The sequence below is a fragment of the Roseicyclus sp. genome, from assembly GCF_018402035.1.
Lineage (GTDB): Bacteria > Pseudomonadota > Alphaproteobacteria > Rhodobacterales > Rhodobacteraceae > Roseicyclus.
On sequence record NZ_JAGYJN010000005.1, the window covers coordinates 49122 to 62891 of the forward strand.

The following is a 13770-nucleotide window of genomic DNA, read 5'->3' on the forward strand; positions in this document are numbered from 1 at the left end:
AACATGCTCGATGTGACGGACCTTTCGCTGCATTACAGCGGCTCGCAAATCCTGCATGGCGTGTCGGTCACGGCCAGCCCCGGATCGGTGACGGCGGTGATGGGCACCAATGGCGTGGGCAAGACCAGCCTTTTGCGCGCCATCGCTGGCCGCCACCCCCATTCAGGCGGCAGTATCGCGCTTGACGGCAAGCCCTTGGGTCAGGCCACGGCGGTGCAGGCCGCGCGCGCGGGTATCGCCTATGTCCCGCAAGGGCGCGAGATCTTTCCGCTGTTGACCGTGACCGAGAATTTGCAGACGGGTTTTGCCTGTCGACCCACGAGCGACCGCCGCATCCCCGACCGCATCTATGATCTTTTCCCCGTCCTCAAACAGATGGAGAACCGGCGCGGCGGCGATCTGTCAGGTGGCCAGCAACAACAGCTTGCCATCGCGCGTGCGCTGATCGCACGGCCCCGCGTCTTGCTGCTTGATGAGCCGACGGAAGGCATCCAGCCCAACATCATCAAGCAGATCGGCAAGGTCATCGCCTTGCTGCGTGACGAGGGCGAGATCGCCATCGTGCTGGTCGAGCAGTATTTCGACTTTGCCTATGGGCTGGCTGACCGGTTTTGCGTGCTGAACCGGGGGCGCGTGGTGCTGTCTGCGCGCGCGGCTGATGTGACACGGCAAGATATCTTTGCCCAAGTCGCGATTTGAACGGGCCGCATGCATGCGGACATGCAAACGCAGAACGGGTTTTGGTGATCGGCATGGGTGCGATTGCTGAGGGTCGCATCGAATCGCAGTATCGCGCGATTGCACCCGCACAGGACAGCGCCATTTTCCAGCACTCGCGCCTTACCCCGGCGATGGGATGATCGCGGCGCGCAACTCCGCCGGATCGATCTGCGCCATTGCGGCAAGTGCTGCCAGATCATGGATGATGACCTCAAGCTGGCCGTGATAATCCAATACACCCGCCCGTGCCATCGCGCGGATGGTGCGGTTGACATGGACCGAGGACAGCCCGACGTATTCGCCCAAGACCTGTTGGGTCAGCGGCAGGTGAAAGGCGCGATCTGCAACCAGACCGAAGGGGTCGGCGCGCAAGCACAGCTCGCAAATCGCATAGGCAATACGGGTCTCGGCGCTGCTTTTGCCCAAGCGCAGCATGCGCTCGGCCATGCGCCCATATCCAGCCGCAGTTTGGCGGACAGACAACGCCCATGCCGCGTGATGCGTCTCCAGATAGCCATGCCACGCTTTGCGCGGGATCATTGCAAGCTGCACATTGTCCACTGCCGCCACATCAACGGCGGCGATTGCTGTACTTGCCGTCGCCGGATCGAAAACATCGCCGGGCAGCACGAAATCGACGATCTGGCGCGCGCCATCTGGATCGACTTTGGCCGCCACTAACCACCCCGCGAAAGGCAAGAACACATGGCGCGCCCTTTCGCTGGCAAGCTGCATCACGCAACGCGCGCGCATATCGCGGCGCGAGACACGGATTAACTCTGCAAAGGCGGCATTGGCATTCGGGCAGCCCATGTTCCAATAGGCCGCAACCGGATGGCCGTTTTTGGACCATGGCGCATGTTCCATCGCGTAATCACCCCATCAGGTCGCCGCTGACATCTCTCGTCCGACCAAATGCCAGCACGCCTTGCCTTGCATTGACGACACGCAAACGCGCGATGCCGCTCGTACCGCCAAAGAGGGGCTGATTTACGCGCATGATCGCCCGCCGATAACCTGGGTTAACGCGCGTCCGTTAAAGCCAGGCCAGAAAGACAGAACGCATTTCGAAAAGGGAGAAAGCGCCGTGCCCAAGAAAGACCTCACACCACGCGTCACCGATATGATGAAGCAGATGCAGGGGATGATGGCGCTCAACCCTTCATGGGCGCCGCAACTCGAGAAGTTCTGGCGCGCGCAAGATGGCGTCCTCGACGAGGCGGAGGCCTATAGCAACGCATGGTACGCGCGCCGCCGCGCAGCCGTGCGCTCGGCCTTGGATATCTTGGGCGAGATGAACGGGAAAACACCAGAACCCGCCGCAGCCATGCAAGCGATCTCAGAATGGCAGCGCCATTCTTTTGAACGCATGACCGAAGATATGCAGCATTGGATGAGCCTTTGCGCCCATTGCACCGGGCGGATCGTGACCGCCGAAAGCGAAGCCGCCGAAGAGATTCTGCAAGAGACCGAGAAACGCACCAAGGCCATCACCCAGACACGGCACGCAACACCGGTCTAGATGCATCCGATGCTCTGACCGCAAATAGATGGCATTCCCGCCCATGCGATGTCGCCCGATGCCGTGGCGATAGCGCTTGATACGAGCTTGGGCTTGCGGCGGTGGCAGGCCTTGTGGCGCTGGGATTGAGACAAATCTGGATCGGCTGGACAAAGCGGCGCGCGCTGCGCGACAGGCTTACGCCTCGATCCCCGTGATGACGGTTTCGATCCGCGGCACGGGAAGGCCCGTCAGATCCTTGTCGATCTCGGCGATGATCAACGCGGCAACGCTTTGGTCCCACGCAGCGCGCAAATGCCCAAGCGTTTGCGGTGCGGCGATCACGACCAGCTTATCAAACCGATTGGCCGCGGCCCATTCGCCCAGTTGTTTCGCTAGCCCTGTCGCAAAATCCATCTCGGCGCGCGCGTGCCAATCGGTTTGCTCCATCGCGCTTTTGCCCCAAGACGCGACCCCGCCCGGCGTGGCGCGGCTTGCATCATTGCGTCGCCCCGGACGGTCCGAGGCAAGATCACGCGCTGCCGGTTGATCGCTTGTCTCTTGCGCCACGACCTCAAGCTGCAAAGAAACCGCATCCCCGATATTGCGCATGGCGAGATACTTCGCCCCATCCGCGACAATCACCCAAGTGCCATGTTCAATCTTCATCTTACCCGCGCCCCACGCCAGATAGTGGCACAAGGCCAAGGCCCGCGCCCATTCCCACACAAGCTAACGTGGCAAAGGCCGGGCGCATTGATACCCGTCAAGCGCGAGGCGTCCGTGAAGCATGATTGGAAAATTTGGTCGGAGTGAGAGGATTCGAACCTCCGACCCCTGCCTCCCGAAGACAGTGCTCTACCAGGCTGAGCTACACTCCGACCGTGGGCGCGGCTTACCCAAGGGGCGTGGGCTTTGCAAGGGGTCCAATACGGCTAGCGGGGGGTGTTGTCGGGCGATGGGGTGTCTTGCGCCCCAAGCGATGCAGGCGGCATCGCCGAGGGGACGACGCGCCCCCGGCTACGCAAGACGGGCGTTGTGGCCGAGACACCGCCGCGATCCTCGCGGAAGACGATGTAGATCCCCGAGGCGATAATCACGGCTGTGCCAAATGCGGTGCTCCATTCCAGCGCCTCGTTGAAAAACAGCGCGCCAAAGATCGTGGCCCAGATGATCTGGGAATATTGCATCGGGGCGACCTTGGCCGCCGGTGCCATCCGATAGGCCAAGATCAAAAGCCATGTGGCGATCAAGGCAAAGGCCGCGATGATCGCAGCCGCGAGAAGATCAAGACCCGGCATGGGGCGATAGACAAAGGGCAGCGCCGCCCCCATCACCACGACATTGGCAATCATCGGGTAAAGCAACAGCACCACCGCCCGCTCGGCCCCGCCGATCTTGCGCATGATCACGGCGTTCATCGCGCTGCACACCGCAGCGACAAGCGCCGCAAGATGCCCAAGGTTGAAGTCCGTCACACCCGGCTGCAACACGATAATCACACCGCACAGGCCGATACCCACCGCCGCCCCGCGCCGAAGCCCCACCCTTTCACCCAACATGGGGATGGCCAAAAGCGTGATCAGCAAGGGGGCGGCAAACAAGATCGCATAGGTTTGCGCCAAAGGCAGGACGGCAAAGGCGTAAAAGGCCGTCGCTGCGTTCACCACGATGATCGCGGTGCGCAGCGTCATCCAGAAGGGATGCACCGGCCTGAGCGATGAACCCTGCGCATCGCGTATCAAGAACAGCGCCATCATCGGAAACCCGAAAAGGACGCTGAAAAACACGATCTGAAAGGGGGAATAGATCCCGCCCAGATATTTGATCAACACATCATGGGTGGCGTAGATCGCAAAGGATGCAAGGGCGAGGGCAACACCGCGCAATTGGGTCGCTTTATCGACGGCCATGGCCCATTCCCGATGTCTGTTTCAACTCTAGCGATACCAGCCCCATCGCGTCGCGCAAGGGGGATGGATCGCGCAACCCTATGGCTGGCGCAGCGCCGGAAGGCCTACGCCGGTGGCCTCGAACCCGCCATCGACGGCCAGCGTTTGGCCCGTGATGTAGCTGGCCCTGTCTGAACAAAGAAAGGTGATCGCCTCGGCAATCTCGCGCTCTGATCCGTAGCGGTTGAGCGGGATGGCGTCATGATAGGCGTCGATGATCTCTTGGCTATGCACCGCCATGGCAAGCTTGGTCCGCACGGGGCCGGGGCAGACGCAATTGGCGCGGATACCATGCTCGCCCATCTCAACCGCCTGCTGCTTGGTCAACTGGATCACCGCCGCCTTTGAGGTGCCATAGGCCACCCGCAGCGTCGAGGCGCGCAAGCCCGAGATGGAGGCGATATTGACGATGGCCCCCCGCCCTGCGCGCAGCGCTGGAGTCAGGGCTTGGGTCATCAGGAACACACCATCAAGGTTCGTTTCCATCACCCGCCGCCACCGCTCAAAGCCCGTCTCTTCGATCGGACCGAAATCAGCCACACCCGCATTGTTGACCAGCGCGTGTAATCCGCCGTCCAACCCCGCCTCGGTCACGATGCGGGCCACATCCTCGGGGATCGAGACATCGGCGCAGATCGCTTGCGCCTGTGCTTGGCCCGCGGCCTCGGCCAAGGCGTCGGCGTCGCGGTCAACCATGACCACGCGCCAGCCTTGCTCGAGGAAAAGACGCGTGGTCGCAAGGCCGATGCCCCGCGCCGCCCCTGTGACCAGCGCCGTCTTCATGGCTTAGATGCTGGCCGCCAGCTTGGCGACGATGGCATCGCCCATCTGTGCCGTCGAAACAGGCGATCCGCCCTCCGGCCCCATCAGATCGGCGGTGCGCAGACCATCGGCCAGCACGGCGTTGACGGCCGTCTCCAGCCGCTCGGCCTCGGCCCCAAGATCAAAGGAATAGCGCAGCGCCATCGCGAAACTCAGGATACAGGCAATCGGGTTTGCCTTGCCCTGACCCGCGATATCGGGGGCCGAGCCATGGACCGGCTCATAAAGCGCCTTGGGCCGGCCATTTTCCATCGGTGCGCCAAGGCTGGCCGAGGGCAACATGCCAAGCGAGCCGGTCAGCATCGCGGCCAGATCGGACAACAGATCGCCGAACAGATTGTCGGTCACGATGACGTCAAACTGCTTGGGCCAGCGGGTCAGCTGCATCGCGCCTGCATCGGCATACATATGCGACAGTTCCACGTCCGCGTATTCGGCGTCGTGGATTTCTTGAACCACATCGCGCCACAGCACGCCCGATTCCATCACATTGGCCTTTTCCATCGAGCAGACCTTGTTGCCGCGCTTGCGCGCCAGCTCAAAGGCCGAGCGCGCGACACGGGCAATCTCGGATTCGGTGTAGCGCTGGGTATTGATGCCCACGCGCTCATTGCCTTCTTTGAAGATGCCGCGCGGCTCGCCGAAATAGACGCCCGAGGTCAACTCGCGGATGATCATGATATCAAGACCCGCGACCACATCCTTTTTCAAGGACGAGAAATCGGCCAGCGCGTCAAAGCACTGCGCCGGGCGCAGGTTGGCGTAAAGGTCCATCTCTTTGCGCAGGCGCAACAGCCCACGCTCTGGCTTTACGCTGAAATCGAGCACATCGTATTTCGGCCCACCGACAGCACCCAGCAAAACGGCGTCAACCTCTTGCGCGCGGGCCATGGTGGCGTCGGTCAAGGGCGTGCCATGTGCGTCATAGGCGCAGCCGCCCACCAGATCCTCGGAGACATCAAAGGTGATGCCACGGGTGCCAAACCAATCAATGACCTTGCGCACCTCGGCCATGACTTCGGGGCCGATCCCGTCGCCGGGAAGGATGAGGAGTGAACGATTGGTCATGGGCGCTGTCCCTTGGTTGAATGCGTCGCTACGGCCTAGCGTTGCGGCAGTGGGGCGTCAAGGAAGGGCAATGCGCAGGCGCGGCAGATCACCGTGGTAAGTTGGCGATATCGACCCAAACCAACCGATGATCCGAGGCCAGCGCCGCGATCTGGGGCGACAGCGGGCCGGTGTCGTCCAAAGGCCAAAGCACCCCTGCATCCCGCACGACAAGGTGCGCGGCGGGCAAGATGTAATCCACACGCAAATCGCCCGGTACAGGCTCGGGCCAATCGGCGGTTTCAGAACCACCGCCGGGGCGCAGTGGCACCGGGTCTTGCAGCATCGGATGATCCAGCAGCGCGCGCAGTGCATCGCGCCGCCCCTCACCCTTGTCCGGGTCAAGGTTGAGGGTGCCGATCACGGCAAAGCGTGTCGCGGCAAACGCCGCGCCATCGGGGGACCAACCATCGAGATAAAGCTGCCAAAAGCGCAGCTCATCAGCGTTGCGATGGCCATTGCGATCCTCTGGCCCGTCGAAAACAGGTGGTCCTGCGTGCAGGGCCAGGATGTGAAACGGACCACCGGGCAGATCGATGGCGACATCCCAAGCCGCGACCGTGGCCAAGCGCAACACGGCCAAAGCCTCGGGGCTGAGCACCAAGGGCGCGCGGCTCTCGGGCAGATCGGCCCAAAGAAAGGCGCTGAAATCGCGGACCGCGCCAATCGGATAGCGCGACAACAGCGCCATCCCACCTTGGCCGTTGAAGCGCCCATAGCCATGCGCATCGCGCGCACGGTGCGCGCGCCCATCGCCGTCGATATCGACACCCGTTGGCCAGCCGGTATTGGGCCTGAGGCTTAACCGATAGGGATAGGGCGCACCGTTTGCCGCCAAGGCATCGGCCAAGGCATCAAGCGCGGCGGCTTCGGCATCGAAATCGATATCTTGCAACAAGACGATATCGGCACCTGCGGCCACGATGACCGCGATGGTGGCGGCAATCTGCGCATCATCGCCACGCCGCAGATCCCGCAGCAAAAGCCCCGGTCCAGCCCGGCTAAGCTGGGTGTGAAAGGTGGCAAACCGCACGACATCTGCCCGGGAAGCGGGGGCGGAAATGAGCAGAATGAGGCTGACAATCAGGCCAGTTGCGCGCCATCCGCCGCGACACGCGTGACCAATCTGGCGCGTTGGTCGCGGATCATGGCCGCGATCCGGGCCATTGCCAGCGCGCGCATGAACATGCTGAGCGGAAGAAACATCCAAAGCACGATCCCCCAGACCAAGCCATGCAACGACGTCAGGATACGAATATCGACATGGTCAAAAACCATGAGCCCAGCACTTGGAAGAATAAATGCGATGATAAACCCTAAGATTGCGTTAACGCGCGCGTCACGCATCAAGCGATTGATCACATCTCCGCCCGCTGTCGGGTCAAAGGTCGGCAGATTGATCCATACATTGAACGCACGCGCCGGATCAGGCCATTTTTGCAAGCGTAACATGACGGCAAAGATGCTCAGCGCCGCAAGCGCGATGAACAGGGCAAGCCCGGCCATCGCCTTGAATTGCGTCGCAGGCATGACCGCCCCATCCGCAGGCAAGTACCCGATGATTGCTGTCATCGGGCTGCCCAAGGTGTCGAGCATTTGACCAAACACCGCACCCAGCGCGTTGAGCACGATCACAAGTGGCGCGTCATTTTCACCGCTGGCCACAAGGCTGAGCGCCAGCAGCATGAACGCCAGCGAGAAAAGGCGCAGCCGGTTAAAGGGCGGCGCATCGCGAAACTCGATCATTGCCGGATAGAGAGCGGAATATTCAATCGCGGTGAAGATGGCCAGCACAAGGGCCAACAAGATCACAAGCTCGGCCCCCTCCGGGGTGGTTCCCGGAAGCACCAAGGATGGCATCGCCACCACCAAAAAAACAATGGCCGCACGCAAAACAGCGCCCAGAAAATTGGACAACACGCACTCTACCTCAAAAAGGCGAGATTGGACCCGCCATTATTGCTCTCACATGCTTAAGATCACGCATTGAAAGCATTCTTTTGACGGCAAAGTGCCCAAAGCTGGACCGGCTGACAAGAATCGTGGTGCCAATTTGCCATAATTCCGCCCCATTCGCGGGGCGGGTGTCGCTTGTTTGCATCACACAGCGCGGATGGCGCCGATCAGACCCAAGGGCGATCTTGTGCCGCCTTGGTCTCGAAGCTTTCGATTGCGGCGGATTTTTCCATCGTCAGGCCGATATCGTCGAGACCGTTCAGCAAGCAATGCTTGCGGAAAGCATCGACCTCAAAGGCGACGGTCTGGCCATCGGGGCGTGTGATGGTCTGGTTCTCAAGATCGACCGTCAGCGTCGCATTCGCGCCGTTTTGCGCATCTTCCATCAATTGATCGACGATCTCTTGCGGCAAGACGATCGGCAAGATGCCGTTCTTGAAGCAGTTATTGTAGAAAATGTCGGCAAATGCTGGTGCGATCACGCAGCGGATGCCGAAATCCAACAAGGCCCAAGGCGCGTGTTCGCGCGATGAGCCACAGCCGAAGTTATCGCCGCCCACAAGGATCTGGGCATTGCGATAGGCGGGCTTGTTGAGCACGAAATCCGCGATCTCGGCCCCATCGGTTGTATAGCGCATTTCGTCGAACAGGTTCTTACCAAGCCCGGAACGTTGGATCGTCTTGAGAAACTGCTTGGGGATGATCATGTCGGTGTCGACATTGATCAGGGGCAGCGGTGCGGCGATGCCGGTCAGGGTGGTGAACTTGTCCATCGGTCGTCTCCTCGCAGGGTCGGGGATGCTTTAGCCGCTCACCCCGGCGACAGCAAGACGCGCGGCTTAGTCTGGCACACCAAAGGTCATGTTTGCCCATAGCGTGCGCCATTCGGGATCGCCCGGTTGCATGGGCGCGACCGCTTCGAGGACCACGGCGTCGATCATATAGCGCATGCCCGCCGCAACCGGCAGGCGCACGATCCCCTCCGCATCCGTGCGATAAAGGCTGACCGTCACCACCCCATCGGGGTCTTTGGCGAAAACCTCGACCTGCACATCGGCGCGCGGTGCGTCATCAAGCCAAAGCTGCGCGGCAAAGCCCGTGGTCAGATCATCGCGGTAAGGGTTTGTCAGCGCCACGAATTCAGTGCGCAGGCCCATCCGCGCATCCGCACCTGCACCATCACCCATTGCGACCAGCGATTTGGCGTAGCGGATATAAACCTCTGTCACATCTATTTGGTCGAGGGCGCGCGCAGCCTGCATCGCGGTGACATCGCCCAGATCCTTGTGGTCGGCAAAGGCCAAGAACCGATCCCAGCCCGTCCAAGTCAGCATTTGGCCCGTGGTTTCATGCACGATCACCGCAAGACCCTCGGACAGATCGCCCATTTGAAGTGCCGGAATATTGCCAAGCCGCCCCGTGACCGGGCGCGTATTGCCATTCTGGACAATCTCGAAACGCGTGAAGCTTTGCGTCAAATAGGGTTGTGGCCCACCGCGATAGGCCTCACCCACCCGCAAATCAGCGGCGAGCATCGCATCTGGCGCCACGACAAAGGCCGTGGGATCGATCCAAAACTCATGGGCGAACACACCCTTGCCAGCAAGCGCCAAGAGGGCGATTGTGCCAATGATTTTGAGCGTTTTCATAAGGTGGCACCTTTTCCCATGTCGATCATGAACCTGCTGCGCGCCTGCGCGATGTCAATAGCCATGGCGATGACCCTCGCGTCAGCGACGCAAGCCCATGAGATACGCCCCACCATTGCCGATATCGAAATCGGCGCAGAAGACGTCACCATAACGCTGCGCATCACGCTTGAGACCTTGCTGGCGGGCATCGATCTGGCCAGCGTGCAAGATACCAATGACGCACCCGAGGCCGCGATCTACGACAGTCTACGTGCCATGTCGGCAGACCAGCTCGAGGCGATGCTGCGCGCCGAATGGCCGCGCATCGCCCAAGGTTTCTTGATCGATGTCGAAGGCGCGGCGCTCACACCCGAGATCGCCGCCGTGATGATCCCTGCCCCCGGCGATCTGGAACTGCCGCGCGACAGCACATTGACCATCACCGCCGCCCTGCCGCCGGGTGACGCGGGCGTCAGCCTTGGGCTTGCGCCGGGTTACGGCAGCTTTGTGCCGCGCCAGATGGGCGGCGGCGACGATGCTTATGAGGGGTTTCTCAACGGTGGTGAGATGACACCCCCCCTGCCGCGCATGGGTATTTTGACCGAAAGCGCGGGCGCAGTGTTCTTGCGATACATCGTCGTGGGGTTCGAGCATATCTTGCCCTTGGGGCTTGATCACATCTTGTTCGTGCTGGGCCTTTATTTCTTTGCCACGCGGATGGGCCCGCTTTTGTGGCAGGTCTCGGCCTTCACGCTGGCCCATACCATCACGCTGGCCCTCGCCGCGACCGGGGTGGTCAAGATACCCGCCAGTATCGTCGAGCCCTTGATCGCGGCCTCGATCGTCTATGTGGGTGTCGAGAACATCATCGGGCGGCGCAACATTAAGGGGCGCGCGGCGTTTGTCTTTGGCTTGGGGCTTTTGCATGGCTTGGGCTTTGCCAGCGTGTTGGGCGATTACGGCATCGCCTCGGGCCGCTTCGTGCAAGCGCTGATCGGTTTCAATATCGGGGTCGAGTTCGGGCAACTGACCGTGATCGCCATGGCATTTGCCGCCACGGGCTGGGCAATCTCGCGTAGCTGGTACAGGCAGGTCATCGCAATCCCCGCCTCGCTGCTGATCGCCGCCATCGGCGCCTATTGGGTGGTGGAGCGAACGCTATTGTGAGCCACCCAAAATGCTGAGCTTTCTGGCCGAGAACAGGCGTTGGCTTGGCACAGGCCTATTGCTCGCCTTCGGGGCCTGCCTTGGCCATACATGGTTCATCGCACTTTTTGCCGGTGAAATCCGGGCAGAATTCGGGTTGAGCGACGGGCAATGGGGGTTGATCTATACCGCCGCGACGCTGAGTTCGGCGGCATTGCTTTTCGGGCGGGGCGGATGGGCCGACACCGTGGCATTGTCGCGGCTGGCACCGATGGTGGCCATCGCCTTTGCCGGGGCGGCGGTGCTGATGGCGCTGGGGCAGACGATCTGGACCCTTGGCATCGCTGTGTTTTTGTTGCGCTTTTGCGGCCAAGGCATGTTCAGCCATATCCAGCAAACAGCCATGGCGCGCTGGTTCGTCACCACGCGCGGCCGCGCGATGGCCATCGCCAATCTGGGCTACACCACCGGCCAAATCCTTTTGCCGCTTCCGGCGGTTTTGTTGATGGGCTGGATCGGCTGGCGCATGAGTTGGCTAGTGGTCGCCGCGATCTTGTTGCTGTTCATTCTGCCGCTGCTGGTCTTTTTGCTGAGACAAGACCGCGCCCCGCAAGGCGGCCTTGGCGGCATGATCGGCGCGCCCGGCCTTGGGGGGCGGCACTGGCACAGGCGCGAGGCGCTGCGCCACTGGCTCTTTTGGGGGTTGGTGCCGCTCATGCTGACGCCGGGCTATGTCGGCACGGTCGTCTTCTTTCACCAAGTTCATGTGGCCGAGATCAAGGGCTGGACGCTGGTCGCCATGGCACCCGCCTATCCGGCATGGGCGCTGTCCGAGGTGGCGGCGGCCTTTGTGGCGGGCTGGGTCGCGGACCGTTTCGGCCCGGCCCGGCTTTTGCCGCTTGCGCTGCTGCCCATGGGGGTGGGGATCGCCCTGATCGGGATGAGCGCGACACCGGCGGGCTGGATCCTTGGCGTCGGCCTGATCGGTGTGACCCAAGGCATGACCAACACCGTCTGGGGTACGCTTTTGCCCGCGACCTATGGCACGAACCACATCGGATCGGTGCGCGCGGTGGCAAGTGCCGTGCTTGTCGTCTCGACCGCACTTGGGCCGGGCATGGGCGGTGTCATCATCGACGCCGGCATAAGCGTGCCACAGCAAGCGGGCGCAATGGCGCTGTGGTGTTTTGGGCTATCGCTGGCGATGCTGCCCGTCATGCGCAGGATCGTGCGGGCATCCTAAGGGAAGGCGGGCACCCCTAAGGGCACCCGCCTCAAATCCATCACATCAATTCGCGCACATCGGTCAGACGGCCGGTGACTGCGGCGGCTGCGGCCATCGCGGGGCTCATCAGATGGGTGCGGCCACCGCGACCCTGACGGCCTTCGAAATTGCGGTTGGAGGTCGCAGCACAGCGCTCACCCGGCTGCAATTGGTCGGGGTTCATGGCCAAGCACATGGAGCAACCCGCAAGCCGCCACTCAAAGCCCGCCGCCTTGAAGATATCGGCCAGACCCTCTTCCTCCGCCTGCAAGCGCACAAGGCCGGAACCCGGCACGACCATCGCCCGCTTCACGGCGATCTTGCGACCCTTCAGGATCTCGGCCGCAGCCCGCAGATCCTCGATCCGACCGTTGGTGCAAGAGCCGATGAAGACCGTGTCGATCTCCACATCTTGCAGGCGCGTGCCGGGCTGAAGCCCCATGTAATCAAGCGAGCGCTTGGCGGCATCAACCTTGCCGCCCTTGAAATCCTCGGGCGCGGGCACGCTGGCCGTGATCGGCAGCACATCCTCGGGCGAGGTGCCCCAAGTGACCACAGGCGCGATATCTTCGCCGCGAATGGTCACGACCTTGTCCCAATGCGCGTCATCGTCGGAATAAAGCGTCTTCCACCACGCAAGTGCCGCTTCCCACTGGGCCGCTTTCGGCGCATGGGGGCGGCCCTTGACGTATTCATAGGTCTTGTCATCCGGCGCGATGAGGCCAGCACGCGCGCCGCCCTCGATTGCCATGTTGCACACGGTCATGCGCCCCTCCATCGAGAGGTCGCGGATCGCCTGACCGCAATATTCGATCACATATCCCGTGCCGCCCGCTGTGCCGGTCAGACCGATCACCGAAAGCGTGATGTCCTTGGCCGTCACACCGGGCGCAAGTTTGCCCGTGATCTCGACCTTCATGTTCTTCGATTTCTTTTGGATCAGCGTTTGCGTGGCCAAGACATGCTCGACCTCCGACGTGCCAATCCCATGGGCCAGCGCGCCAAAGGCACCATGCGTCGCGGTATGGCTGTCGCCACAGACCACCGTCATGCCCGGCAGCGTCCAGCCCTGTTCGGGGCCAACGATATGCACGATGCCCTGACGGATGTCGCTGACCGGATAGTAGTGAATGCCGAAATCGCGCGCGTTCTTATCGAGCGCTGCGACTTGGATGCGGCTTTCCTCGGGCATCTGGTCGGGGTTTTCGCGGCCCGGCGTCGTGGGCACGTTATGATCGGGCACAGCGATGGTTTTGTCGGGTGCGCGGACCTTGCGGCCGGTCATGCGCAGCCCCTCAAAGGCCTGCGGGCTTGTGACCTCATGCACGAGGTGGCGGTCGATATAAAGCAGGCAGGTACCATCCTCAGCCTCATGGGCGAGATGGGCATCCCAGATCTTGTCGTAGAGTGTCTTGCCGGTCATCGTGTCAGCATCCTTGGTAGCGGGAAATATCGGAGGTCAGCGCAAGCTATGGCCGTCAAAGCCCGCCCAACCGCGACCGGCGCGCACCGTGAAAGCGCCAAGGCAGGCGCGCCCGATCCGATATGTTGAAAAACCCTGTCATCGCATCTTGATCTACTGGGCCGCCCGCCCGCTTGCAAGGGCGTGATCCAATGGGGCGCCTCTGGCGCATTCCTTTTGGCCCCGCCGCCAAAGGCGGCGATCTTTAA

General features: G+C 61.9%; 14 protein-coding genes and 1 tRNA gene. 4 read left to right on the forward strand and 11 right to left on the reverse strand.

The features are described from left to right. The first annotated feature begins 3 nt into the window (after positions 1-3). Positions 4-699 carry an urea ABC transporter ATP-binding subunit UrtE gene (gene urtE, locus KG698_RS09720; protein WP_213685380.1) on the forward strand — a complete coding sequence of 232 codons (696 nt, stop codon included), beginning with the start codon at positions 4-6 and terminating at the stop codon, positions 697-699. A gap of 141 nt (positions 700-840) precedes the next feature. Here the strand turns inward: urtE and KG698_RS09725 are convergent, their stop codons facing one another. Further along, entirely contained in the window at positions 841-1587 is a 747-nt protein-coding gene (locus tag KG698_RS09725; RefSeq protein ID WP_213685381.1) for a Crp/Fnr family transcriptional regulator, read from the reverse strand. 220 nt (positions 1588-1807) lie between these two features. On the opposite strand from KG698_RS09725, the gene KG698_RS09730 reads away from it, so the two are divergent. Then, entirely contained in the window at positions 1808-2242 is a 435-nt protein-coding gene (locus KG698_RS09730; RefSeq protein WP_213685382.1) for a hypothetical protein, read from the forward strand. Between the two features lie 177 nt (positions 2243-2419). Here the strand turns inward: KG698_RS09730 and KG698_RS09735 are convergent, their stop codons facing one another. The 9 genes from KG698_RS09735 to KG698_RS09775 form a co-directional block, all read right to left on the reverse strand. Beyond that, positions 2420-2890: a host attachment family protein gene (locus tag KG698_RS09735; RefSeq protein ID WP_213685383.1), complete on the reverse strand. Its 471-nt coding sequence runs from the start codon at positions 2888-2890 to the stop codon at positions 2420-2422. Positions 2891-3025: 135 nt separating this feature from the next. After that, a tRNA-Pro gene (locus KG698_RS09740) sits at positions 3026-3102 on the reverse strand. A 54-nt stretch (positions 3103-3156) separates the two neighbouring features. Then, entirely contained in the window at positions 3157-4134 is a 978-nt protein-coding gene (locus KG698_RS09745) for a DMT family transporter (RefSeq protein WP_213685384.1), read from the reverse strand. Between the two features lie 78 nt (positions 4135-4212). Beyond that, the gene (locus tag KG698_RS09750) at positions 4213-4956 is read right to left on the reverse strand and encodes an SDR family NAD(P)-dependent oxidoreductase (RefSeq protein WP_213685385.1); all 744 of its coding nucleotides are present in this window, start codon (positions 4954-4956) and stop codon (positions 4213-4215) included. Between the two features lie 3 nt (positions 4957-4959). After that, positions 4960-6063, reverse strand: coding sequence for a 3-isopropylmalate dehydrogenase (gene leuB, locus KG698_RS09755; protein WP_213685386.1), 1104 nt, complete (start codon positions 6061-6063; stop codon positions 4960-4962). A gap of 88 nt (positions 6064-6151) precedes the next feature. Beyond that, positions 6152-7135 (reverse strand): endonuclease/exonuclease/phosphatase family protein, encoded by a 984-nt coding sequence (locus tag KG698_RS09760; RefSeq protein WP_367114069.1) that lies wholly within the window; start codon positions 7133-7135, stop codon positions 6152-6154. Between the two features lie 50 nt (positions 7136-7185). Continuing rightward, positions 7186-8019 carry a hypothetical protein gene (locus KG698_RS09765; RefSeq protein ID WP_213685387.1) on the reverse strand — a complete coding sequence of 278 codons (834 nt, stop codon included), beginning with the start codon at positions 8017-8019 and terminating at the stop codon, positions 7186-7188. A gap of 206 nt (positions 8020-8225) precedes the next feature. Next, complete coding sequence (gene leuD, locus KG698_RS09770; protein WP_213685388.1) at positions 8226-8831, reverse strand: 3-isopropylmalate dehydratase small subunit; 606 nt, start codon at positions 8829-8831, stop codon at positions 8226-8228. 66 nt (positions 8832-8897) lie between these two features. Beyond that, on the reverse strand, positions 8898-9707 hold the full coding sequence (locus KG698_RS09775; RefSeq protein ID WP_213685389.1) for a DUF4198 domain-containing protein: 810 nt from the start codon (positions 9705-9707) through the stop codon (positions 8898-8900). Between the two features lie 3 nt (positions 9708-9710). Between KG698_RS09775 and KG698_RS09780 the strand changes: the two genes are divergently transcribed. Next, positions 9711-10856 carry a HupE/UreJ family protein gene (locus KG698_RS09780; protein WP_367114070.1) on the forward strand — a complete coding sequence of 382 codons (1146 nt, stop codon included), beginning with the start codon at positions 9711-9713 and terminating at the stop codon, positions 10854-10856. Between the two features lie 10 nt (positions 10857-10866). Further along, positions 10867-12078, forward strand: coding sequence for an MFS transporter (locus KG698_RS09785; protein WP_213685390.1), 1212 nt, complete (start codon positions 10867-10869; stop codon positions 12076-12078). Positions 12079-12118: 40 nt separating this feature from the next. Here the strand turns inward: KG698_RS09785 and leuC are convergent, their stop codons facing one another. Then, positions 12119-13522 (reverse strand): 3-isopropylmalate dehydratase large subunit, encoded by a 1404-nt coding sequence (leuC, locus tag KG698_RS09790; protein WP_213685391.1) that lies wholly within the window; start codon positions 13520-13522, stop codon positions 12119-12121. Positions 13523-13770: the final 248 nt, after the last annotated feature.